General features: G+C 69.6%; 24 protein-coding genes. 10 read left to right on the forward strand and 14 right to left on the reverse strand.

Translation table 11 applies throughout. The features are described 5' to 3' along the window. Nucleotides 1-10 precede the first annotated feature (10 nt). Genes ABCU91_RS08200 through ABCU91_RS08215 form a run of 4 tightly spaced genes read right to left on the reverse strand, consistent with a single transcriptional unit; the run spans nucleotide 11 to nucleotide 3,984 of the window. Complete coding sequence (locus ABCU91_RS08200; protein WP_406924442.1) at nucleotides 11-820, reverse strand: ABC transporter ATP-binding protein; 810 nt, start codon at nucleotides 818-820, stop codon at nucleotides 11-13. Continuing rightward, nucleotides 817-1,866, reverse strand: coding sequence for a FecCD family ABC transporter permease (locus tag ABCU91_RS08205; RefSeq protein WP_413353359.1), 1,050 nt, complete (start codon nucleotides 1,864-1,866; stop codon nucleotides 817-819). The genes ABCU91_RS08200 and ABCU91_RS08205 overlap by 4 nt, the downstream gene beginning before the upstream one ends. After that, on the reverse strand, nucleotides 1,863-2,912 hold the full coding sequence (locus ABCU91_RS08210; RefSeq protein WP_406924440.1) for a FecCD family ABC transporter permease: 1,050 nt from the start codon (nucleotides 2,910-2,912) through the stop codon (nucleotides 1,863-1,865). Before ABCU91_RS08210 ends, ABCU91_RS08205 begins: the two co-directional genes overlap by 4 nt. Before the next feature lie 25 nt (nucleotides 2,913-2,937). Continuing rightward, a complete protein-coding gene (locus ABCU91_RS08215; protein ID WP_406924439.1) occupies nucleotides 2,938-3,984 on the reverse strand; it encodes an iron-siderophore ABC transporter substrate-binding protein in 1,047 nt (348 codons plus the stop codon). Between the two features lie 211 nt (nucleotides 3,985-4,195). On the opposite strand from ABCU91_RS08215, the gene ABCU91_RS08220 reads away from it, so the two are divergent. Beyond that, nucleotides 4,196-5,746 (forward strand): ABC-F family ATP-binding cassette domain-containing protein, encoded by a 1,551-nt coding sequence (locus tag ABCU91_RS08220; protein ID WP_413355390.1) that lies wholly within the window; start codon nucleotides 4,196-4,198, stop codon nucleotides 5,744-5,746. 22 nt (nucleotides 5,747-5,768) lie between these two features. On the opposite strand, the gene ABCU91_RS08225 is transcribed toward ABCU91_RS08220, so the two are convergent. From ABCU91_RS08225 to ABCU91_RS08240, 4 genes are read right to left on the reverse strand one after another with little or no spacing between them, the layout of a single operon-like run. Then, nucleotides 5,769-6,596, reverse strand: coding sequence for an SURF1 family protein (locus ABCU91_RS08225; protein ID WP_413353360.1), 828 nt, complete (start codon nucleotides 6,594-6,596; stop codon nucleotides 5,769-5,771). Next, nucleotides 6,593-6,817 (reverse strand): hypothetical protein, encoded by a 225-nt coding sequence (locus ABCU91_RS08230; protein ID WP_413353361.1) that lies wholly within the window; start codon nucleotides 6,815-6,817, stop codon nucleotides 6,593-6,595. The genes ABCU91_RS08225 and ABCU91_RS08230 overlap by 4 nt, the downstream gene beginning before the upstream one ends. Then, complete coding sequence (locus ABCU91_RS08235; protein ID WP_413353362.1) at nucleotides 6,814-7,287, reverse strand: DUF3099 domain-containing protein; 474 nt, start codon at nucleotides 7,285-7,287, stop codon at nucleotides 6,814-6,816. Before ABCU91_RS08235 ends, ABCU91_RS08230 begins: the two co-directional genes overlap by 4 nt. After that, a complete protein-coding gene (locus ABCU91_RS08240; RefSeq protein WP_406924435.1) occupies nucleotides 7,188-7,691 on the reverse strand; it encodes a DUF4190 domain-containing protein in 504 nt (167 codons plus the stop codon). Before ABCU91_RS08240 ends, ABCU91_RS08235 begins: the two co-directional genes overlap by 100 nt. 91 nt (nucleotides 7,692-7,782) lie before the next feature. On the opposite strand from ABCU91_RS08240, the gene fabG reads away from it, so the two are divergent. Beyond that, nucleotides 7,783-8,493, forward strand: a complete 711-nt coding sequence (gene fabG, locus ABCU91_RS08245) for a 3-oxoacyl-ACP reductase FabG (protein WP_406924434.1) — start codon at nucleotides 7,783-7,785, stop codon at nucleotides 8,491-8,493. 6 nt (nucleotides 8,494-8,499) lie between these two features. Here the strand turns inward: fabG and ABCU91_RS08250 are convergent, their stop codons facing one another. From ABCU91_RS08250 to glgC, 3 genes are read right to left on the reverse strand one after another with little or no spacing between them, the layout of a single operon-like run. Next, nucleotides 8,500-9,183, reverse strand: coding sequence for an alpha/beta fold hydrolase (locus tag ABCU91_RS08250; protein WP_413353363.1), 684 nt, complete (start codon nucleotides 9,181-9,183; stop codon nucleotides 8,500-8,502). A 40-nt stretch (nucleotides 9,184-9,223) separates the two neighbouring features. After that, nucleotides 9,224-9,859, reverse strand: coding sequence for a phosphoserine phosphatase SerB (serB, locus tag ABCU91_RS08255; protein ID WP_413353364.1), 636 nt, complete (start codon nucleotides 9,857-9,859; stop codon nucleotides 9,224-9,226). A gap of 40 nt (nucleotides 9,860-9,899) precedes the next feature. Next, nucleotides 9,900-11,144, reverse strand: a complete 1,245-nt coding sequence (gene glgC, locus ABCU91_RS08260; RefSeq protein ID WP_406924431.1) for a glucose-1-phosphate adenylyltransferase — start codon at nucleotides 11,142-11,144, stop codon at nucleotides 9,900-9,902. 76 nt (nucleotides 11,145-11,220) lie between these two features. Between glgC and glgA the strand changes: the two genes are divergently transcribed. From glgA to ABCU91_RS08275, 3 genes are all read left to right on the forward strand, one after another. Further along, complete coding sequence (gene glgA / locus ABCU91_RS08265) at nucleotides 11,221-12,414, forward strand: glycogen synthase (protein ID WP_413353365.1); 1,194 nt, start codon at nucleotides 11,221-11,223, stop codon at nucleotides 12,412-12,414. A gap of 39 nt (nucleotides 12,415-12,453) precedes the next feature. After that, the gene (locus tag ABCU91_RS08270; protein ID WP_413353366.1) at nucleotides 12,454-13,239 is read left to right on the forward strand and encodes an ABC transporter ATP-binding protein; all 786 of its coding nucleotides are present in this window, start codon (nucleotides 12,454-12,456) and stop codon (nucleotides 13,237-13,239) included. A gap of 80 nt (nucleotides 13,240-13,319) precedes the next feature. Next, the gene (locus tag ABCU91_RS08275; RefSeq protein ID WP_018186539.1) at nucleotides 13,320-13,571 is read left to right on the forward strand and encodes a type B 50S ribosomal protein L31; all 252 of its coding nucleotides are present in this window, start codon (nucleotides 13,320-13,322) and stop codon (nucleotides 13,569-13,571) included. Nucleotides 13,572-13,631: 60 nt separating this feature from the next. Here the strand turns inward: ABCU91_RS08275 and ABCU91_RS08280 are convergent, their stop codons facing one another. Continuing rightward, nucleotides 13,632-14,459 carry an exonuclease domain-containing protein gene (locus ABCU91_RS08280; RefSeq protein ID WP_413353367.1) on the reverse strand — a complete coding sequence of 276 codons (828 nt, stop codon included), beginning with the start codon at nucleotides 14,457-14,459 and terminating at the stop codon, nucleotides 13,632-13,634. Nucleotides 14,460-14,546: 87 nt separating this feature from the next. On the opposite strand from ABCU91_RS08280, the gene ABCU91_RS08285 reads away from it, so the two are divergent. Further along, nucleotides 14,547-15,443, forward strand: a complete 897-nt coding sequence (locus ABCU91_RS08285; protein WP_413353368.1) for an alpha/beta fold hydrolase — start codon at nucleotides 14,547-14,549, stop codon at nucleotides 15,441-15,443. Here ABCU91_RS08285 and ABCU91_RS08290 read toward each other — a convergent pair. Next, nucleotides 15,403-15,960 carry a CGNR zinc finger domain-containing protein gene (locus ABCU91_RS08290; RefSeq protein ID WP_413353369.1) on the reverse strand — a complete coding sequence of 186 codons (558 nt, stop codon included), beginning with the start codon at nucleotides 15,958-15,960 and terminating at the stop codon, nucleotides 15,403-15,405. The genes ABCU91_RS08285 and ABCU91_RS08290 overlap by 41 nt on opposite strands. 91 nt (nucleotides 15,961-16,051) lie before the next feature. Here ABCU91_RS08290 and ABCU91_RS08295 point away from each other — a divergent pair, with 91 nt between their 5' ends. Then, nucleotides 16,052-17,053 (forward strand): EamA family transporter, encoded by a 1,002-nt coding sequence (locus ABCU91_RS08295; RefSeq protein ID WP_413353370.1) that lies wholly within the window; start codon nucleotides 16,052-16,054, stop codon nucleotides 17,051-17,053. On the opposite strand, the gene ABCU91_RS08300 is transcribed toward ABCU91_RS08295, so the two are convergent. Next, a complete protein-coding gene (locus tag ABCU91_RS08300; protein ID WP_091352975.1) occupies nucleotides 17,001-17,474 on the reverse strand; it encodes an Lrp/AsnC family transcriptional regulator in 474 nt (157 codons plus the stop codon). The genes ABCU91_RS08295 and ABCU91_RS08300 overlap by 53 nt on opposite strands. 177 nt (nucleotides 17,475-17,651) lie before the next feature. On the opposite strand from ABCU91_RS08300, the gene pdhA reads away from it, so the two are divergent. The 3 genes from pdhA to ABCU91_RS08315 are packed head-to-tail and all read left to right on the forward strand — an operon-like array spanning nucleotide 17,652 to nucleotide 21,105. Next, nucleotides 17,652-18,773 (forward strand): pyruvate dehydrogenase (acetyl-transferring) E1 component subunit alpha, encoded by a 1,122-nt coding sequence (gene pdhA / locus ABCU91_RS08305; protein ID WP_413353371.1) that lies wholly within the window; start codon nucleotides 17,652-17,654, stop codon nucleotides 18,771-18,773. Then, nucleotides 18,770-19,780, forward strand: coding sequence for an alpha-ketoacid dehydrogenase subunit beta (locus tag ABCU91_RS08310; protein ID WP_406924423.1), 1,011 nt, complete (start codon nucleotides 18,770-18,772; stop codon nucleotides 19,778-19,780). The genes pdhA and ABCU91_RS08310 overlap by 4 nt, the downstream gene beginning before the upstream one ends. Continuing rightward, complete coding sequence (locus tag ABCU91_RS08315; protein WP_413353372.1) at nucleotides 19,777-21,105, forward strand: dihydrolipoamide acetyltransferase family protein; 1,329 nt, start codon at nucleotides 19,777-19,779, stop codon at nucleotides 21,103-21,105. The genes ABCU91_RS08310 and ABCU91_RS08315 overlap by 4 nt, the downstream gene beginning before the upstream one ends. The last annotated feature ends 3 nt before the right edge of the window (nucleotides 21,106-21,108 follow it).

The following is a 21,108-nucleotide window of genomic DNA, read 5'->3' on the forward strand; positions in this document are numbered from 1 at the left end:
TTTCGTGCGGTCAGACGCCGGCGGGGACGTGATGGCGTCCGATGGGGAGGACCATCGGGCGCCCCGTGAGCGGATCGGGGATGACACGGCTGTCCATGCCGAAGACGTCTTTCACGGTCTCGGCGGTGAGAACCGCACCGGGGTCGCCGGCGGCGTACAGGCGTCCGCGGGCCATGGCGACCAGGTGGTCGGCGTACCGCGCCGCGAGGTTGAGGTCGTGGAGCACCATGACGATCGTCGTGCCGCTACGCCGGTTGAGATCGGTCAGAAGGTCGAGCACATCGACCTGATGGCTCACGTCGAGGAACGTGGTCGGCTCGTCGAGGAGCAGGACGTCGGTCTGCTGCGCGAGCGCCATGGCGATCCAGACCCGCTGCCGCTGGCCGCCCGAGAGCTCGTCGACCGCGCGGTCGGCGAGGCCTGCCGTGTCGGTCGCGTCGAGGGCGGCGGCGACGGCTTCGTCGTCGGCGCGGCTCCACCGGGAGAGGGGCCCGTGGTGGGGCGTCCGGCCGCGTCCCACGAGGTCGGAGACGACGATCCCTTCGGGAGCGATGGGGGATTGGGGGAGCAGACCGAGTTCGCGCGCGACCTGCTTGGTGGGCAGCTTGTGAATGTCCCTGCCGTCGAGCAGCACTTGGCCGGTGCGAGGTGTGAGCAGTCGGGCCATCGACTTGAGGAGTGTGGACTTGCCGCAGGCGTTCGCTCCAACGATCGCCGTGATCCGGCCGGGCGGGACGACCAGGTCGAGGTCGTCGACGATGAGGCGGTCGCCGTAGGCGAGCTTGAGCCCGGAGGCGTGGAGGGTGCGTTCCGCGGTCATAGGGAGCCTCCCGAGCGGCTGCTGCGAATGAGAAGGAAGATCAGGTAGGGCGCCCCCAGGACGCCCGTGACGACGCCGACCGGAAGACGCATCCCGAGCAGATACTGCCCGGCGAGGTCTGCGATCAGGACGAGGAACGAACCGAACAGTCCGGCTACCAGGACAGGGGAACCCACCGGACCGAGCATCCGCGCGGCGATGGGGCCAGACAGGAAGGCGACGAAGGAGATCGGGCCGACGGCGGCCGTCGCGAACGCGAGCAGCACGACGGCCGCGATGATGAGAAGGATCCGCCGCCGCTCGACGGGCACGCCGAGCGCGGCGGCGGTCTCGTCGCCGAGACGCATCAGTTCGAGGTCGCGGGTGAGCCAGAGCAGCAGGGGGACGACGACGACCATCGCCGCTGTCAGAGGGGCGACGTCGTCCCAGGAGGCGCTGTTGAGGCTTCCCGTGATCCATCGCATCGCAGCCTGCAGGTCCCACTCGGCCGCGCGGGAGAGGACGTACGCGACGACGCTGTTGAAGATCGCCGCGACGCCGATGCCGATGAGAATGAAGCGCGCCCCCGCACGACCGTCTTTGAAGGCCAGCAGGTAAATGGTCAGTGCGGTCGCGATCGCGGCGACGGTGGCCAAGACGGAGACCGCGGTTCCCGAGAGCGACAGGAAGACGATGCTCACGACGGCGGCCGCGCTCGCACCCGCGTTGATCCCGATGATGTCTGGGCTGGCGAGCGGGTTGCGCAGGAGGGTCTGGAAGACGGCTCCGCCCATGCCGAAGCAGAGCCCGGTCAGGAGGGCGACCGTCGAGCGCGGCAGACGCAGCTCGCCGACGGTGAAGGAAGCGCCAGGCACCGTCTGACCGGTCAGCACCGCCCACACCTCGGCCGGCGTGTAGAAGGTCTGACCCACCATGAGCGAGACGAGGTAGGTCGCGAGCACGGCGGCTAAGAGACCGCCCGTGACGAGCACTCGGCGACGGGTGCGGCGTGCACGACCGGCCGTGACGGCGGACAGTGTGAGCTCACCCGGGACGATCGCCGTCATAGTGCACGCATCTTCTGTCGGCGGACGATGGCGATGAAGAACGGTGCACCGATGAGAGCCGTCACAACGCCGACCTCGACCTCTTGCGGCCGCGCGATGACCCGACCGACGACGTCGGCGACCGTCAGCAGTCCCGCGCCTACGAGAGCCGAGACAGGAAGGAGCCAGCGGTGGTCGGGACCGACGAGCAGGCGGCACACGTGCGGCACGATGAGTCCCACGAAGCCGATGGGACCCGCGACCGCCGTGGCGGCGCCGCACAGGATCACGGCGCCGAGCGCCGACAGCAGTCGAGCCGTGCGGACCTTCTGGCCGAGCCCTGTCGCGAGGTCTTCACCGAGGGCGAGAGCGTTCAGCGCCGCCGCCGAGGCGATGCAGATGAGCATGCCGACGGCGAGGAAGGGGAGAACGAGCAGGATGTTCTGCGTCGTCGCGCCCCCCACGCCGCCGATCTGCCAGAAACGGAAGACGCTCATCACATCGATGCGGGGGAGCAGGATCGCGCTGATCAGTGACGTGACCGCGACCGCGGTGGCCGCCCCCGCCAGCGCGAGCTTGAGCGGGCTCGCCCCTCCTCGGCCCAGGGACCCGATGGTGTAGACGAACAGTGCTGCGAGCGCCGCGCCGAGCATCGCGAGCCAGATGTATCCGAGCGCGCTCGTCACCCCGAAGAACGCGAGACCGGTCACGACGGCGAGGGAGGCGCCGCCGTTGATGCCCAGGATCTGCGGATCGGCGAGCGGGTTGCGGGTGACGCCTTGCATGACGGTGCCGGCGACGGCGAGTGACGCGCCGACCAGGAGAGCCAGGATGGTGCGCGGCACCCGGCGCGCCACGGCGGCGGCATCCGTCGTCGTCAGGTCCCCGGTGAGCCCGGCGATGATCTGCGTCGCGTCGACCGTGCGGTTACCGAAGGTGACCGAGAACACACAGATCACCGCTACCGCGACCACGAGGACCAAGACCCACATCACCCGTCGCCGCCCCGACCGGCGTCGAAGGGACGCGGTCGAGACGGCTGCGGGTGAGGAGACGAGTGCGGTCATGGTCCGAGCGGGAGGCCGGTCCGGATCAGTCGGAGACCTTGGCGGCAGCCTTGCCGATGAGGTCGACGTAGTCGGTCGTCAGCGAGTTCGGGATGGACAGCGGGCTGGGGTTCGCCGCGGCGGAGAGCGGAGCGTTGGCAATGGGGAGGATGACGACCGAGCCGTCGGCGACCGCGGGGATCCGCGACAGCAGCGGGTCGGCCTGCATCGTTGCCAGGGTCGTGTCGTCGCCGTACGTCACGAGCACGTCGAGGTCACTGAAACGCTCGATCTCCTCGGTGCTGTTCGTGATCCAGAACTGGTCGGTGTCCTTCGACTGCTCCACGACCGTCGAGGCCGGTTCCATGCCGAGGTCCTGGAGGAAGAGCTGCCGCGGGTCCTCGAGCGAGTAGAAGCCGATCTCGGCGAGGTTGGTCGCATCGAACGAGCTGAACATCACGGTCTTGCCCGCAATGTCGGGGTGCGCACCGGTGAGGTCGTCGAGCTGACCGGTCAGGTCGTCGACCAGCTTCTCAGCCTCGTCCTTCATTCCCAGGGCGGTGCCGTTGACGACGGTCAGCTCCTGCCAAGTGGTGCCCCATGCGACGTCGGGATATGCGACCACGGGAGCGATCTTGCTGAGGGTGTCGTACTCCTCCTGGTTCATGCCGGAATAGGCGGCGAGGATCACGTCCGGCGCCGCGTCGGCGATCGCCTCGTAGTCGAAGCCGTCGGCCTCGTCGAACAAGACCGGCGTCTCAGCGCCGAGTTCCTCGAGCTTCTCCTCGACCCAGGGGAGGACACCGTCGCCGTCGTCGTCGCCCCAGGTCACAGCAGGCATGCCGACGGGGACGACACCGAGGGCGAGAGCCGCCTCCTGGTTTGCCCAGGAGACCGTGGCGACCCGCTCGGGCTTGCTCTTGATCGTCGTCTCACCGAACGCGTGCGTGATCGTCACCGGGAACGCGTCGTCGGCCGTGGCAGCGGTGCCTCCGGAAGAGGAGGTGCCGGCGGGCGCGGCGGTGGTGGCGCAGCCGGTCAAAATGAGGGCGGATGCTGCGACGAGGGCGAACGCAGTGCGGATGCGAGGCACAGAGGTCTCCTGAGTGAAGTGATAAGGGTCGCCTAACCTTACATCGACTCGGTGCTCCGCGGAAACCAACGGCCCCCGCAGCGGTCTTCGGATGCGTCCTCGCGGCGACGTATACTGGGGGTTTGGCCACTCGGCCGCCTCCCACGAAGAACGGATGTCTGCTGTGCTCGCCGTGCACGATCTCGAGATCCGCGTCGGTGCGCGCACCCTCATGTCGGACGTCTCGTTCCGAGTGTCGCCCGGCGACAAGATCGGGCTGGTCGGTCGGAACGGCGCCGGCAAGACGACTCTGACCAAGGTCCTCGCCGGCGACCTCATCCCCGCGGACGGCGGCGTCGATCGCACCGGCGAACTCGGCTATCTGCCGCAGGACCCGCGCACGGGGGATCCCGAGATGCTCGCGCGCACGCGCATCCTCGATGCCCGTGGCCTCGGATCCCTCGCGATCGGTATGAGGGAGACGGCGGAGCAGATGGCGTCGTCGGATGCCGCGGTGGCCGACCGGGCCATGCGGAAGTACGGCTCGCTGACCGAGCGTTTCGAAGCGCTCGGCGGATACGCGGCCGAGGCCGAAGCAGCCTCGATCGCCCACAACCTCTCGCTCCCCGACCGCATCCTCGACCAGCCGCTGAAGACGCTCTCGGGCGGCCAGCGCCGGCGCATCGAGCTCGCTCGCATCCTCTTCTCCGATGCGCAGACGATGATCCTCGACGAGCCGACGAACCACCTCGACGCCGACAGCGTCGTGTGGCTGCGCGAGTTCCTCAAGGGATACAAGGGCGGGCTGATCGTGATCAGCCACGACATCGAGCTCGTCGGCGAGACCGTCAATCGCGTGTTCTACCTGGACGCGATGCGCCAGGTCATCGATGTCTACAACATGAACTGGAGGAACTACCTCCGCCAGCGCGCCGCCGACGAGGAGCGTCGCCGCAAGGAGCGCGCCAACGCCGAGAAGAAGGCCACGGCCCTGCAGCAGCAGGCGGCCCGCTTCGGCGCGAAGGCCAGCAAGGCAGCCGCAGCGCATCAGATGGTCGCGCGGGCGGAGAAGCTCCTCGCCGGTCTCGATGACGTCCGTCAGGACGACCGGGTCGCGAAGCTGCGCTTCCCGAAGCCGGCTCCCTGCGGCAAGACACCTCTCATGGCGAAGAACCTCTCGAAGTCCTACGGCTCGCTCGAGATCTTCGCCGGTGTCGACCTCGCGATCGACCGCGGTTCCCGCGTCGTGGTCCTCGGCCTCAATGGTGCCGGTAAGACGACTCTGCTGCGCATCCTCGCCGGCGTCGACAAGGCGGACACCGGGATCATCGAGCCGGGCCACGGCTTGAAGATCGGGTACTACGCGCAGGAGCACGAGAACCTCGACGTCACCCGTTCGGTCCTCGACAACATGATGTCGGCAGCGCCCGACATCACCGCCACCGAGGCGCGCAAGGTGCTCGGCTCGTTCCTGTTCACCGGCGACGACGTGCTGAAACCGGCCCGCGTGCTGTCGGGCGGCGAGAAGACGCGCCTCTCGCTCGCGACGCTGGTCGTCTCGTCCGCGAACATGCTGCTGCTCGACGAGCCGACGAACAACCTCGACCCGGCATCTCGCGAGGAGATCCTCGGCGCGCTCGCGCACTACGAGGGCGCCGTGGTGCTCGTCTCGCACGACGAGGGCGCCGTCGAGGCACTCAATCCCGAGCGCGTGCTGATCCTCCCGGACGGCGTCGAGGACATCTGGGGGCGGGACTACATCGACCTCATCACGCTGGCCTGATTCCGCGCGCAGCTGCGCGATCTCAGCGGGCGTCGATCAGCGCGTCCTCGGCTTCCATGTCGCGGTCGCGGCGACGCGCGCTCCGCGGGGTCCGGGTCTTCGGACCGTTCTCCTCGTCCTCGCGGCGGTGTCGGATCTCGGTGCGGATCATGTACCAGATGAAGACGAACCCCATGACGGCGAACAGGATCCATTGGATCGCGTACGACAGGTAGGGCCCGGGATCCGCGGACGGGTCCTCGAGGGCGTTCGGACGCTCGGCGGGTGCCGGAGTCTCCTCGGTCATCAGCACGTAGGCGGACTCGATCAGGCTCCCCGCCTGGCCCGTCTCCTGCCCGATCAGACGCAGGTCGATCGTGGGCACCTGACCGTCGGCGGCCGAGCGACCCTCCCGGGCGGCGGCCTCGCCGGGCTGGAGGCGGCCGACGACCGTCACCTCGCCTGCGGGCGGCGCGGGGACGTGGTCCGGGGCGGGCTGGTCGTCGCCGGGCCGGACCCAGCCGCGGTCGATGAGGACGACGCGACCGTCGTCCGTGCGGAGGGGGACCAGTACCTCGAATGCGCTCGTGCCGCCGTGCGGGCGGTTCCGCACCAGAAGGCTCTCATCCGTCAGGTATCGCCCGGTGAGCTCGACCGGTCGCCATTCGTCGGAGGGATCGAACGTGCCGTCCGGCAGCAGTTCCTCGAACGGCACGGGCGCCTGCGAGTAGTTGCTCTCCACGAGAGCGAGTTCCGCGTCCCGTTCCGCGTTACGGGAGAACTGCCAGTTGGACAGCATGGCGCAGGCGATGGCGAAGACGACGGCCATCGCCACGTAGCCGCTCCAGCGGAGCGCCGTCTCGCGGTTCACGATGCGGACGCGGGCGCGAGGGCGAGGACCTCGACCGGGAAGTTGCGTGAGGCCAGATAGGCGCGCAGGAACTCGACGTGATCGGTGCACGCGGCCCACACCTTGCGGCGATCCGCGGCGTGGATGCGGGGATTGCGCCACACCACCTGCCATGCGGCGTCGGCGCGGCATCCTGCTCGCGAGCACTGGGCCGCGTCCGATGCTCCTGCCGTGGGGCTCATCGGTCCTCCTGCGGGGGGCTCTCCTGGATGCGGATGACGCCTCCATTCGGGTCCTCCGGAGGCGTGGATGCCGACGGTGTCGACTCGATCTCGCGGGAGGGTCGTTCGGCCACGACGACCTCGTCGCCGTTCCCGACGTTCGCGATCACGACCGCCAGGTAGGGGAGGACGGCGGCCCCGGCAGCGAAGATCCAGGTCTGCCAGCCGTACGGGGTCACCGTCACCATGAGGATGAAGCACAGCACTCTGACCGACATCATGATGACGTATCGGCGTGTGCGCGAACGGGCGTCGACCTCGGGGGCGGTGGTGAGCGAGGTCGCCGACGGTGTGCGATCGTGCGCGGCGCGGCGGGACGTGGGAGAGCTCCTCAGGAAGAGAGGCCGACGCTGGACGCGGTGGCAGCGATCGCGATGAAGACGAAGACCCAGATGAGGATGCCGATGATGAGCAGACCGCCGCCGATCCAACCGAGGATCGTGCCCCAGAGTGCGAGCCCCTGACCCTGCTCCCCGGAGGTCTTCAGCTGCTTCAGGGCCATGTGGCCCGTGATGATGCCGGGGATGGAGGCGATGAAGGGGAGGATCGTGAGGCCCGCGATCGAAGCGACGAGCGAGACGATCGCGAGGACGTTGGTCGGCCGTGCCGGTGCGTAACCGTACGCGGGCTGGCCGTATCCGGGCTGCCCGTAGCCGGACTGCGGGTACGACGGCTGCACGTAGGCGGGCGCCGCACTCGGCTGCTGCCCGTACCCGGGCTGCTGGCCGTAGGCGGGGGGCGCGTAGGGCGGGGCGGCCGGCGACGAGGCGTCGGGCACCGGAGGCGCCGGCGGCACTTCCGAGGGCTGCGGCGGGGTGTTCGTGGCGTCGGTCACGTCCGTCTCCTTCAGGCGAGTTGACTCCAGACTACCCGTCGACCGCGCCGGTAGGCTGGTGCGATTCACCCGCCTCGGAGCAAGGAGAAGAATGTCCCGCGAGCGCGTCGTCCTGGTCACCGGAGGCAACCGCGGCATCGGCCGTGCGATCGCCGAGCGATTCGTCGCGGAGGGGTTCGCCGTCGCGGTCACCGCGCGCTCGGGAGAGGGCCCGGAGGGGACTCTGACCGTCCGGGCCGATGTCACCGACGCCGCCTCCCTCGATGCCGCCTACACCGAGGTCGAGCAGAAGTTGGGCCCCGTCGAGGTGGTCGTCGCGAACGCCGGCATCACGAAGGACACGCTGCTCCTGCGCATGACGGAGGACGATTTCGACTCCGTGATCTCGACCAACCTCGGCGGCGCTTTCCGCGTCGTCAAGCGTGCCGCGAAGGGCATGCTGCGGGCCAAGTGGGGCCGCGTCATCCTCATCTCCTCGGTCGTCGGCCTCTACGGCTCCGCCGGGCAGATCAACTACTCGTCCTCCAAGAGCGCCCTCGTCGGCTTCGCCCGCTCGCTCACGCGCGAGCTGGGTTCACGCGGGATCACCGCCAACGTCGTCGCGCCCGGGTTCATCGAGACGGACATGACGGCGGCTCTCCCAGACGAGACGCAGTCCGATTACAAGAAGAGCATCCCGGCCGGCCGGTTCGGTGCCGCTGACGAGGTCGCCGCCGCCGTCGTGTGGTTGGCCTCGGACGACGCGGCCTACATCTCCGGCGCCGTCATCCCCGTCGACGGCGGGCTCGGCATGGGTCACTGATCCGCGTCAGCGCGCCGCCTCGACGATCCGGCGCGACAGCTCGGCCGGCGCCGAGAACTGCGGCCAGTGTCCGGTTCCGAGCCGGATGACCTCGGCATCCTCGATCGAGGCGAACTCCGCCGCGAAATCGCCCCACGCCGACACGACCCGACGGAACGTCTCGTCGTCCATCGATCCCATCAACATCGTCACCGGCACCCGGTGGCGTTCGGTGCCCTCCATCACGACGGCATCGGTCGGCACCCGCCGGGGGACGGATGCCGTGAGGGGTGCCGTGCGAGCGCGGGTCTGCTCGTCGAGGTCCGCAGTGTCCTTCGCATCGAAGAAGTCCCACCCCGGGAAGGGGATCACCCCGTCGACGACGGGGAACTCCGAGATCTCCGCGCCGGGTGGCGGAGGCGTCGTGTCCACGAAGACGACCCGTCGGACGCGGTCGGCGCGCCGCTCCGCGGCGGCCCACGCCACGTTGCCGCCACCGCTGTGACCGACGAGGACCACGGTCCCGTCGACGCGGTCGATCTCGGCGACGACAGCGTCTACCCAATCGGTGAGGCCGATGTCGGACTCGGGAGCGCCCACGCCCGGGAGAGTGAGCGGATGCGGCGTGTGCCCCGCGCCGCGGAGGGCGGGGACGACGTCGTCCCATGAGTCGGCGGTCAGCCAGAGGCCGGGGATCAGGATGATGTCCATGCCGGCAGGGTACGACCTGCCTCCGACATCCCGCTCGCCGTCAGGGGAGCAGGGGGATGAGTTCCGCCAAGTCGACGCGGCCGGCTACGAGGTCGGCGCGGAGGCGCACGGCGGGCTTCGCGTTGAAGGCGACGCCGAGGCCCGCGGCATCCATCATCATGAGGTCGTTCGCCCCGTCGCCCACGGCGATCGTCGCGTCAGGGGCCACGCCGTAGGAGAGGCTCCATTCGCGCAGTGCCGACGCCTTCGCGGCGGCATCGACGATGTCGCCGTCGACGGAGCCGGTGAGGATGCCGTCGCTCACCGCCAGGCGGTTCGCGCTCCACACGTCCGCGCCGAGGTCCGGCGCGACCGTGTCGAGGATCTCGTGGAATCCGCCCGAGACGACCGCGGCGACGCCGCCGCGCTCATGGATCGCCGCGATCAGTTCGTGCACGCCGGGGGTGGGCTCGATGCGCGACAGGACGCGACCGAAGGACGCGATCGGCACGCCCGCGAGCTCGCTCACGCGCGAGCGGAGGCTCGTGGCGAAGTCCACCTCGCCGCGCATCGCCGCCTCGGTGGCAGCGGCCACTTCAGCGCCGCGGCCCGCTTCATCGGCGATCAGTTCGATGACCTCGTTGCGGATGATCGTGGAGTCGGCGTCGAACACGACGAGGAACCGGGCGTCAGGCACCCGACCACGCTATCTGCTCCGACGCCGTCGGCACGTCCGCTCAGGACGTGATGCGGATGTTCTTGCCGACGACCGTCAGCCCGCTGTCGGTGACGGTGAAGCCTCGCGAGAGGTCGAGCTCGCGGTCCACGCCCACCGTCGCGCCGGGTTCCAGGACGACGTTCTTGTCGAGGATCGCGCGGTGCACGCGGGCGCCGGCGCCGACGCTGACGTGGTCGAAGAGGACCGAGTCGGTGATGGTCGATCCGCCGCCCGAGAGCGTCCAGGGACCGAGGACGCTCCGCTCCAGGTGCGTGCCCGACAGTACGCAGCCCAGCGACACGATCGAGTCGATCGCGTTGCCGATGCGCCCCACCCCGTCGCGGACGAACTTCGCCGGCGGCGAGTTCACCGACTGCGACCGGATCGGCCAGTCCATGTTGTACAGGTTGAAGATCGGCAGCGCGGAGATGAGGTCCATGTGCGCGTCGAAGAACGAATCGATCGTTCCCACGTCACGCCAGTAGTCGCGATCGCGGTCGGTGGACCCCGGGACGTCGTTGCGCTTGAAGTCGTACACCGCCGCCTCACCGCGCGAGACGAAGTAGGGGATGATGTCGCCGCCCATGTCGTGGTTCGAGGTCGGCAGTTCGCCGTCGGCCTCGACCGCTTCGATGAGGGCATCGGTGTCGAAGACGTAGTTGCCCATCGAGGCGAGCACCTCGCCTGGGCTGTCGGGAAGGCCCGTCGGGTTCTGCGGCTTCTCGAGGAAGTCGCGGATCGTGATGCCGTCGGCGGGGTCGACGTCGATGACGCCGAACTGGTTCGCGAGGCCGATCGGCTGACGGATGCCGGCGACCGACGCTCGAGCGCCAGAGGCGATGTGCGCGTCGATCATCTGCTGGAAGTCCATGCGGTACACGTGGTCGGCGCCGATCACGGCGACGATGTCGGGCTTCTCGTCGTGGATGAGGTTGAGGGACTGCAGGATCGCATCGGCCGAGCCGGAGAACCACCGCTTCCCGAGCCGCTGCTGCGCCGGGACCGAGGTGACGTAGGCGCCGAGGAGAGCGGACATCCGCCAGGTCTGCGAGACGTGGCGGTCGAGGCTGTGCGACTTGTACTGCGTCAGGACGACGATCTGGCGGAGCTCCGAGTTGATGAGGTTGGAGATCGCGAAGTCGATGAGACGGTACTGCCCGCCGAAGGGAACGGCGGGTTTCGCGCGGTCCTGGGTGAGCGGCATGAGGCGCTTGCCCTCGCCACCGGCGAGGACGATACCGAGGACCTTCGGTGATGCTGGCATGTGCTCACACTATGGCGATTTGCAACGGGCAAGCGAGGACTTTGGTGCGTGTTCCGTGTGGCCTAGAGTTCGGTCCATGCGCGTCGACATCGTCACGAAGGAGTACCCGCCGGAGATCTACGGCGGAGCGGGGGTCCACGTCACCGAACTCGTCTCGGCGCTGCGCTCGCGCATGGAGGTGCAGGTCCGCGCATTCGGAGGCCCGCGGGACGAAGCGGACACCACCTCGTACGCGGTTCCCGACGGGCTCTCGGGCGCCAACCCCGCCGTGCAGACCCTCGGCACCGACCTCGAGATCGTCGGCGACGTCGCCGGCGCCGACGTCGTGCACAGCCACACCTGGTACGCGAATTTCGCCGGATTCCTCGCGTCGAAACTCCACGGCATCCCGCACATCGTGACGGCCCACTCGTTGGAGCCGCTGCGCCCGTGGAAGGCCGAGCAGCTCGGCGGCGGTTACGCCGTGTCGAGCTACGTGGAGAAGACCGCCTACGAGAATGCGGCCGCGGTCGTCGCCGTCAGCGATGGCATGCGACGCGACATCCTCCGCAGCTACCCGGCCCTCGACCCCGCCAAGGTTCGCGTCATCTACAACGGCATCGACGTCGACGCCTGGCAGCCGCGCGAGGATCCAGAGCTCCTCTCGCGCTGGGGGATCGACCCGGATCGGCCGTCCGTCGTGTTCGTCGGCCGCATCACCCGTCAGAAGGGCCTGCCGTACTTCCTGCGGGCCGCAGAGCTCCTTCCGCCCGAGGTTCAGCTCGTCCTCTGCGCCGGGGCCCCGGACACGCCCGAGATCATGAGCGAGGTCCAGGACCTCGTCCGGAAGCTCCAGGAGACACGCGAGGGGGTCGTCTGGATCGAGGAGTTCCTGCCCCGCCCCGATCTCTGCGCGATCCTCACATCGGCGACCACCTTCGTGTGCCCTTCGATCTACGAGCCCCTCGGCATCGTCAACCTCGAGGCGATGGCGTGCGGCGCCGCCGTCGTCGGGACGGCGACCGGCGGCATCCCGGAGGTCGTCATCGACGGCGTGACCGGACGCCTCGTGCCGATCGACCAGGTCGAGGACGGCACGGGAACCCCCGTCGACCCCGATCGCTTCGTCGCAGACCTGGCCGCGACCCTGACGGAGGTCGTGTCCGATCCCGAGAAGGCGCGCGCCTACGGCCGCGCCGGTCGTGAGCGGGCGGCATCCGACTTCAGCTGGGAGGCGATCGCGGATGCCACGGCAGAGCTGTACCGAGAGGTCACCGCGACCGGCCGGTAGCCTGCCGGCGAGGCTCCGCCCGGTCGATAGGCTGGGAGCATGCCTCAGGTGCTCGAACTCGCCGACGTCGTCGTCCGCCGCAATGCCCGCAACATCGTCGACGGGATCGACTGGACCGTCGACGCGGACCAGCGCTGGGTCGTCCTCGGCCCGAACGGCGCCGGCAAGACGACGGTGCTGCAGCTCGCCGCCACCCTGACCCACCCGAGTTCGGGATCGGTCACCGTGCTCGACGAGGTCCTCGGGCGCACCGACGTCTTCGACCTCCGCCCCCGGATCGGGTTCGCCTCCTCGGCGATGGCCAAGCGGGTCCCGCAGGACGAGACCGTCCTCGACGTCGTCCTGACCGCCGCCTATGCGGTGGTCGGGCGCTGGCGTGAGGACTACGAGACGATCGACGAGCGTCGGGCGCGTCGCGTCCTGGGGGAGTGGGGCCTCGCCGACCTGGCCGACCGCACGTTCGGCACCCTCTCGGACGGTGAGCAGAAGCGCGTCCAGATCGCTCGCGCCGTCATGACGGACCCGGAACTACTCCTGCTCGACGAGCCGACCGCGAGCCTCGACCTCGGGGCCCGCGAAGAGCTCCTGAGCCTGCTGAGCGGATACGCGAAGGAGGAGTCGACGCCCGCCATGATCATGGTCACCCACCATGTGGAGGAGATCCCCGTCGGCTTCACCCACGTCCTGCTGCTGCGCGACGGCGCTGCGGTCGCGCAGGGACCGATCGCGGCGACCCTGACGGCGGAGAACCTGACGGCGACCTTCGGGATGCCGATCACGCTGACGTCGGAGGACGGCCGGTTCGCCGCGCGCGCGGCATCCTGATAGAATCTTGCGTTGGCGCGTTCGCGCTGCAGACTTTCACCCGCTCCTGGCAAAATCCAGGGCACTTCGTGAGGAACCCAATGAAGACTGACATCCACCCCGAGTACCGCGCCGTCGTTTTCCGCGACCTCGGCTCCGGCGAGACCTTCCTGACCCGTTCGACGGTCTCGAGCGACAAGACGATCGAGCTGGACGGCGAGACCTACCCGGTCATCGACGTCGAGATCTCGTCCGCCTCGCACCCGTTCTACACGGGCAAGCAGCGCATCATGGACTCGGCCGGTCGCGTCGAGAAGTTCAACCAGCGCTTCAAGAACTTCGGCAGCAAGTAAGCAGCCGTCCTCGAAGGCCCCGCTCCAGCGGGGCCTTCGTCGTTCCCGGACGCGGGTCCCTCAGCGGATCGGCCAGCTGCCGTCCACGTCGGCGTCGAGCCGGCCGATGCGGACGAAGTACTCGCTGAGGCTCTCCGCCTGCGCACGCGCCCACGCGATCTGCTGCGTGTGGAGGTCGTCGGCTGAGACGTCGAGGTCGAAGCGTGCGGCGATCGCCTGCGCGACGCGCCCTGCGGCGATCGCGTCGGCGGCGGCGTCGTGCGCTCCCTCGAGGGTGACGGAGTAGTGCGCGGCGACGACTTCGAGGGTGCGCTTGCCGCGGCGGTACCGGTCGTAGGTCTTGTCGACGACGAGCGGGTCGATGACCGGAGACGGGGCGTCGATCGGCACGACACCGTGACGGAGGCTCTCGTACTTGAGGAGCGAGAAATCGAAGGGCGCGTTGTACGCGACGACCGGGATGCCGGCGGCGAACAGGTCGCGCAGCGACGCCGTCACCTCGGCGACGACCTCCGCGGCAGGGCGACCCTCGGCCCGGGCGCGCTGTGTCGTGATGCCGTGAACGGCCGTCGCGCCTGCGGGGATCTCGACGCCGGGGTCGGCGAGCCACGTGCGTGCATCGATGACGACGCCGGACGCGTCGAGGACGCCGACGTGGGCGCTCACGATCCGATCGGAGCGGACATCGATGCCCGTCGTCTCGAGATCGAAGACGCCCAGCGGGCCCGCGCACGGACCCGGCGCGACGGACTCCGCAGTGATCTCGGCGACGACGGCGGACGCCACGGCAGCGGGGGCGGGGTCAGCGATCGACGGGGCGACCGCAGCGGGCGCGGGCTCACCCCAGGTGTCGTCGTCCCACAGCGGAAGTTCGTCCCAGGCGCCCATGCTCCGACGCTACGGTCGACCGCCGACATCGTGCCGGACGACGCGCCGCCGACCGGCAGGCGCATCACCCGCTCGTAGACTCGACGGGTGACTGCCGTGAATCCGTACGCCGAGCGCCTCGCGGCCGTTCCCGTCGAGCGACATGAGGTGAGCGTCGCGGGTACTCCGACGGCGTACTGGGTCTACGGACCGGTGGATGCCGAGACGACGATCCTCGCGGTCCACGGCTTCCGAGGAGACCACCACGGTCTCGAACCGATCGTGGCGCAGCTCGACGGCGTCCGGGTCGTGTCTCCGGACCTGCCCGGCTTCGGCGAGACCCCGGCGTTCCCGGGTCGGCACGATCTCGACGCGTACGCGTCGTGGCTGATCGCCTTCGCGGCGGAGGTCGCCCCCGGCGCCGTCGTGCTCGGGCACTCCTTCGGCTCGATCGTCTCGTCGGCGGCCGTCGGCCGTGGTCTGACGACCCCGCGGCTGATCCTCGTGAACCCCATCGGAGCGCCCGCGCTCGAGGGACCCCGCGGGATCCTCACGCGGCTCGCGATCTTCTATTACTGGGCCGGCGCCCGGTTGCCTCGGCCGCTCGGCGATGCCCTGCTGCGCAACCGCGTCATCGTGCGGGTGACGAGCGTGGCGATGGCCAAGACCAAGGATCGTGGCCTTCGCGCCTTCATCCATGACCAGCACGACACATACTTCTCGCGGTTCGCCGACCGCGACACCCTGCACGAGGCGTTCGTCACCTCGGTCTCGCACGACGTTCGTGAAGCCGCCGGGCGCATCGACGTCCCGACCCTCCTCATCGCAGCCGAGAACGACGACATCACGCCGCTGTCGGCCCAGTTCGAGCTGCAGCAGATGTTCCGGGATGCCGACCTCGTCGTCATCCCCGAGGTGGGGCACCTCATCCACTATGAGACGCCGCGGGCCGCGGCATCCGCCATCACGCGCTTTCTTCGGCCTTCCGGCGACGGTACGCGTTGACGTTCATGCGGTTGCCGCAGTTGCCGGTGTCGCAGTAACGCTTCGAGCCGTTCTTCGAATAGTCGATGTACACGGCCTCGCAGTCGTCCGCGGAGCAGACGCGCACGCGGTCGAACTCGTCGGAGCGGATGACGTCGACGAAGGCCATGGCCACCTCGACGGTGATGCGGGTGGCGAGGGGAGCTGCGTCGTCGGTCGCGTGGATGTGCCAGTCGTAGCCGTCGTGGATGACCAGCTGGGGGAGTGCTTTGCTCTCGCGGAGCATCGCATTGACGATGGGTACCGCCGCGACGCGGTCGCCGGTCCAGAGCATCCGCAGGCGTGAGCGCGCGGCGCGGAGTTCGGAGAGCTCGACGTCGTCACGACGGATGACGCCGCTGTAGGGGTGTTCGCGCAGGAAAGCCGCCAGATCGTCCAGCGTGGCCAGGCGATCGACGCCGTCCCCGTCGATCTCCGGGAGCGAGTTGACCAGCGCCGTCGCTGCACGCAGGGAGATCTCCGTGTCACGGATGAACATGTTCTTGACTCCTGACGATCGTCGTCGGTACTGTCACCAGTGTAATGACACTTAGGTCATGACCTGCCGCTCCCACCCTCCAGGACCGCCGATGACCCGCACCCTGCCCGAAAGGCTCGCCCCACCCGCCCGCCGCGGCTCGGTCCCGTCGCGCGGGCTCCTGCTCGCGGTCGCGAGCGCCCTCACCTTCTCGGTGAGCGGCCCCATCGCCAAGCCGCTGCTCGAAGGCGGATGGTCGCTGGCCAGTGTGCTCGCGATCCGCATGGGGGTGGCGGGGCTCGTGCTCTCGCCCGCGCTCGTTCGCACCCTGCTGCGCCGGCACGACTTCCTCCGCGTGCACGGGGTGTCGCTCGTCGCCTTCGGCCTCATCCCGGTGGTCGGTTGCCAGGTGTTTTACTTCTCTTCGCTGCAACGGATGCCGGTGGGCGTCGCTCTGCTGATCCAGTACCTCGCGCCGGTCATGCTCGTCCTCTTCGTCTGGGCGAGGACGCGCCGTGCCCCGTCGCGAATCGTCGTCGTCGGATCGATCGTCGCGATGATCGGGCTCGTGCTGGTCGTCGACGTGTCGGGCGCCCGCTTCGACCTGCTGGGGACCGCGTTCGCGCTGCTGGCAGCGGTGTGCGCGTGCGTCTACTTCGTCATGAGCGAGCGCGCCGGCGACGACCTCCCGCCCCTCGCCCTCGCGGCGGGTGGCCTGCTCGTGGGGACGGTGACCATCCTCGTGCTGGCGGCCGCCGGCATCCTGCCCTTGACGACCTCGGCCGAGGTCGTCGATCTGCTGGGGATGACGGTCCCGCCGCTCGTGCCGCTCGCCCTCGTCGGGCTGTGCACGGCGGCGGGGTACTCCCTCGGGATCATGGCCGTCCCGCGCATCGGTTCCCGACTCGCGTCGTTCGTCGGGCTCTCGGAGGTGCTGTTCGCCCTCAGCTTCGCGTGGCTGCTCCTCGGGGAGGCACCCGCGGTGGTGCAGTTCGCCGGGGGCGCGTTGATCCTCGCGGGCGTCGTCCTCGTCCGGCTGGAGGAGCGCGCACCCGCGGATGTCAGCTCTCCCGCCGAGCCGCTGCCAGGAGAGGTCGCACCCGGTACCCGATGACCTCGCCCATCGCGAGGGACGTCTCGGTGCGCTCGACGCCGTCGATCGCGAGGATCCGTGCATCGATGTCGAAGAGGTGCTGCGTGTCCCGCGCCGCGACGCGCACGAGGAGATCCACGGGCCCGCTGAGGCCGTGGCACTGCACGACCTCGGGGATCTCCTGCAATTCGGCGGTGATGCGCGGGAGGTCCGCCTGACGCACTTGCACGTGCAGGATCGCATCGATCGTGTACCCGAGCGCGGCGGGTGACATGGCCCGCTCGAAGGACAGGAAGACGCCCGACCTCTCCAGCTTGGCCATGCGGGCCTGGACGGTGTTGCGGGACAGGCCGAGCCGTTCGGCGAGAGCGACCACGGTGGCGCGATGATCCTCGGCGAGGGCGTTCAGCAGCTCGAGATCCACGTGGTCGAGGGCGCTCATAGTGCCACACCATAGCAGCAGCGTTCCCGCCCGCTTACGCATCCTGCTCAATGTTCGTGACGATGCTTGAGCGAGGTGCGATGTCGGCCTAGTCTCGCACCATCCGGCGACGAGGCCGGTGTTCTGCGCCGGTCGCCCGTCCACAAGACGTGCGCCCGCGATCAGAGAGGGACGATGATGACCGACACTCTGACCCCCGCCGCCGCACTGGCGAGCGATACCGAGGACGTGGCCCGCCTGCTCGACCACGAGGGGCGACGCGTGCGGGACGAACGGCTCGACCCGTGGGCCGCCGACGTCGATGCGCCGATGCTCCGGCAGGTGTACCGCGACATGTTCCTCTCCCGCCGGCTCGACGCCGAGGGGGTGGCTCTCCAGCGCCAGGGGCATCTCGGTCTGTGGGCGCCGGCGCAGGGGCAGGAGGCCGTCCAGGTCGGCACCGCGTGGGCGTGCCACGACGACGACTTCCTCTTCCCGAGCTACCGCGAGATCGGCATCGAGGTCGTGCGCGGCGTGCAGCCGAAGGACTTCGTGATGGTCTGGCACGGTGCGCAGCACGCGAGCTGGAATCCGTTCGACGTGCACGTCGCGAACCCGCAGATCATCATCGGGGCGCAGAGCCTCCACGCCGTCGGCTACGCGATGGGTATCCAGCGCGACGGCGGCGACCAGGTCGCGGTGGCCTACTTCGGAGACGGCGCGACGAGTCAGGGCGATGTCAACGAGGCGATGATCTTCGCGTCGTCCTACGGCGTGCCCGTCGTCTTCGTCTGCTCCAACAATCAGTGGGCGATCTCCGAGCCCGTGCAGCTGCAGTCGCGGACGCCGATCTCGCACCGGGCGCCGGGCTTCGGCATCCCGAGCCTGCGCGTCGACGGCAACGACGTCCTCGCCTGCATCGCCGCGATGCGCTGGGCGGCCGACCACGCCCGCAGCGGCCGCGGTCCCGCCTACCTCGAGGCGGTCACCTATCGCGTCGGGCCGCACACGACCTCGGACGATCCGACCCGCTACCGCGACGCCGACGAGGTCTCGCATTGGAAGGCCCGCGACCCGCTGGCACGCGTCGAGGCGTATCTGCGCTCGCTCGGTGCGTTCGACGACGCGTTCGCCCAGACGTTGACCGCGGATGCCGACCGTTTCACCGCTGCGATGCGCAGCGCCGTCGTGGGGGCCGAGGCTCCCGAGCCCCTGCGGGTGTTCGACCAGGTGTACGCCGAGCCGCACAGCGGGCTCGACGAGCAGCGCGCCCGCTTCGCCGTGTACCTCGACGGTTTCTCGGGTGGGGGCGCACGATGACCGACATGACGATGGGCAAGGCCCTCACCGCCGCCATGCGCCGTGCGCTCGCCGACGACGACAAGACCCTCGTCATGGGCGAGGACATCGGCCGTCTCGGGGGCGTGTTCCGCATCACCGACGGACTGCAGTCCGAGTTCGGGCCGCGTCGGGTCGTCGACACCCCGCTCGCCGAGTCCGGGATCGTCGGGACCGCCGTCGGCCTCGCGTTTCGCGGGTTCCGTCCGATCGTGGAGATCCAGTTCGACGGGTTCGTCTATCCCGCCTTCGACCAGATCGTCAGTCAGGTCGCGAAACTCCACTACCGGACCCAGGGGCGCGTGAAGATGCCCATCACGATCCGCATCCCGTGGGCGGGTGGTGTCGGTGCGGCCGAGCACCATTCCGAGTCGCCCGAGGCGTACTTCGTGCACACGGCGGGTCTCCGCGTCGTCGCCGTGTCGAACCCGCAGGACGCGTACACGATGCTTCGACAGGCGATCGCGAGCGACGATCCGGTCGTCTTCTTCGAACCCAAGCGGCTGTATCACGCGAAGGGCGAGGTCGACGTCGACGCCGACATCGCCGATGCTGCCCCGCTGGGTCTCGCCCGCGTCGTCCGGGAGGGCACCGACGTCACCGTCGTCACCTACGGTGCGCAGGTGACGACGGCACTGGATGCCGCGCTCGCCGCAGAGGACGAGGGGATCTCGCTCGAGGTCATCGACCTTCGTTCTTTGTCGCCCGTCGACTACGGCACGGTCGCGGCATCCGTCCGTCGGACCGGCCGGGTGGTGGTCACGCACGAGGCGTCCCGTGAGGGGGGCGTCGGTGCGGAGGTGATCGCCAGCATCACGGAGAAGTGCTTCCACTACCTCGAAGCCCCGCCGCTGCGGGTGACGGGCCACGACATCCCGTATCCGCCGGCGAAGCTCGAACAGCACCATCTTCCCGATCTCGACCGCATCCTCGACGCCGTCGACCGCGTGCTCGGCCGCCCGACCGGCGTCCCGGAGGTGACCGCATGATCACGGAATTCCGTCTTCCCGACCTCGGCGAGGGCCTGCGCGAGGCCGAGATCGTGCAGTGGCACGTCGCCGCCGGCGACGAGGTCGCACTCAATCAGACCATCGCCGAGGTCGAGACAGCGAAGGCCGTCGTCGAACTCCCGTCGCCGTTCGCCGGCACGGTCTCCGCCCTCCACCACGCCGAGGGCGATGTCGTCCCGGTCGGGGAGGTGCTGATCGCTTTCGACATCGCCGGGGCGGAGACGGATGCCGCAGCGTCGCCCGCCGCCGAGGCGAAGCGCGAGCCGAACCTCGTCGGCTACGGTGCCGCGCCGCGGAGCGATGCCCGCCCGCAGCGTCGGGCGCGCGCCGGTGCAGGCCGCGACGTCGTCGACCTGGCCGTCCGGGAGGCGGCGCCGCACGACGCGATCGCGCCGAGCGTGGCGGAGCACGAGCCGCGCGAGCGTCCCCGCTCCACACCGCCGGTGCGCAAGCTCGCCCGCGACCTCGGAGTCGACCTCGATCTCGTGGCGGCTCAGGGTGTCGACGGTCTGATCACGCGGGAGGACGTCGAGGCCTACGCGGCGCGGACCTCCGCCGAGCCGGTGGCGGCCCCGGCGTCCCTTGCTCCCGTGGCGAGCTCGACGGCGGACGAGCGGATCCCGATCCGCGGCGTCCGCAAGCACACGGCCGACGCCATGGTGCGGTCGGCCTTCACAGCCCCGCACGCGGCCACCTTCCTGACGGTGGACGTGACGGCATCCGTCTCCTTCGTGGCGGGACTGCGCGCCGACGTGCGCTATGCGGACGCCCGCATCGGGATCATGGCCGTTGCCGCGAAGGCCGTGTGCCTGGCTCTTCGCCGGACCCCCGAGCTCAACGCGACCTGGGACGAGGCGGCGGGCGAGATCGTCCGTTTCGGCCGGGTGAACCTCGGGATCGCTGCGGCGACGGACCGCGGGCTCGTCGTGCCGTCGGTGAAGGATGCCGGTGCCCTGTCGCTCGTGGACCTCGCCCAGTCGATCCGCGCCTTCGCCGACACGGCGCGGGCGGGCAAGGCGACGCCCGCCGATCTGTCGGGCGGGACGTTCTCGATCACGAACTACGGGGTGTTCGGCGTGGATGCCGGGACCCCGATCCTCGTGCCGGGGGAGGCCGGCATCCTCGGCCTCGGCGCTGTGCAGCGCCGGCCGTGGGAGCACGAGGGTGGCGTCGCGCTGCGCGATGTCATGACGTTGAGTCTGTCGTTCGATCACCGGCTGGTGGACGGGGCCGAAGCGGCTCGGTTCCTCACCGACGTGGCCGACGTGTTGCGTGAGCCGGGAAGGGCGATGGTGTTCGCATGAGTC

The organism is Microbacterium phoenicis, assembly GCF_047302325.1.
Classification (GTDB): domain Bacteria; phylum Actinomycetota; class Actinomycetes; order Actinomycetales; family Microbacteriaceae; genus Microbacterium.

Coding starts and splice junctions, on each gene's coding strand:
- ABCU91_RS08200 (WP_406924442.1), bottom strand. CDS start 820: ATGACCGCGGAACGCACCCTCCACGCCTCCGGGCTCAAGCTCGCCTAC.
- fabG (WP_406924434.1), top strand. CDS start 7,783: ATGTCCCGCGAGCGCGTCGTCCTGGTCACCGGAGGCAACCGCGGCATC.
- ABCU91_RS08315 (WP_413353372.1), top strand. CDS start 19,777: ATGATCACGGAATTCCGTCTTCCCGACCTCGGCGAGGGCCTGCGCGAG.
- ABCU91_RS08250 (WP_413353363.1), bottom strand. CDS start 9,183: ATGGACATCATCCTGATCCCCGGCCTCTGGCTGACCGCCGACTCATGG.
- ABCU91_RS08295 (WP_413353370.1), top strand. CDS start 16,052: ATGACCCGCACCCTGCCCGAAAGGCTCGCCCCACCCGCCCGCCGCGGC.
- ABCU91_RS08210 (WP_406924440.1), bottom strand. CDS start 2,912: ATGACCGCACTCGTCTCCTCACCCGCAGCCGTCTCGACCGCGTCCCTT.
- ABCU91_RS08230 (WP_413353361.1), bottom strand. CDS start 6,817: ATGAGCCCCACGGCAGGAGCATCGGACGCGGCCCAGTGCTCGCGAGCA.
- ABCU91_RS08275 (WP_018186539.1), top strand. CDS start 13,320: ATGAAGACTGACATCCACCCCGAGTACCGCGCCGTCGTTTTCCGCGAC.
- ABCU91_RS08290 (WP_413353369.1), bottom strand. CDS start 15,960: ATGTTCATCCGTGACACGGAGATCTCCCTGCGTGCAGCGACGGCGCTG.
- glgA (WP_413353365.1), top strand. CDS start 11,221: ATGCGCGTCGACATCGTCACGAAGGAGTACCCGCCGGAGATCTACGGC.
- glgC (WP_406924431.1), bottom strand. CDS start 11,144: ATGCCAGCATCACCGAAGGTCCTCGGTATCGTCCTCGCCGGTGGCGAG.
- ABCU91_RS08300 (WP_091352975.1), bottom strand. CDS start 17,474: ATGAGCGCCCTCGACCACGTGGATCTCGAGCTGCTGAACGCCCTCGCC.
- ABCU91_RS08205 (WP_413353359.1), bottom strand. CDS start 1,866: ATGACGGCGATCGTCCCGGGTGAGCTCACACTGTCCGCCGTCACGGCC.
- ABCU91_RS08280 (WP_413353367.1), bottom strand. CDS start 14,459: ATGGGCGCCTGGGACGAACTTCCGCTGTGGGACGACGACACCTGGGGT.
- ABCU91_RS08270 (WP_413353366.1), top strand. CDS start 12,454: ATGCCTCAGGTGCTCGAACTCGCCGACGTCGTCGTCCGCCGCAATGCC.
- ABCU91_RS08310 (WP_406924423.1), top strand. CDS start 18,770: ATGACCGACATGACGATGGGCAAGGCCCTCACCGCCGCCATGCGCCGT.
- ABCU91_RS08220 (WP_413355390.1), top strand. CDS start 4,196: ATGTCGGACGTCTCGTTCCGAGTGTCGCCCGGCGACAAGATCGGGCTG.
- pdhA (WP_413353371.1), top strand. CDS start 17,652: ATGACCGACACTCTGACCCCCGCCGCCGCACTGGCGAGCGATACCGAG.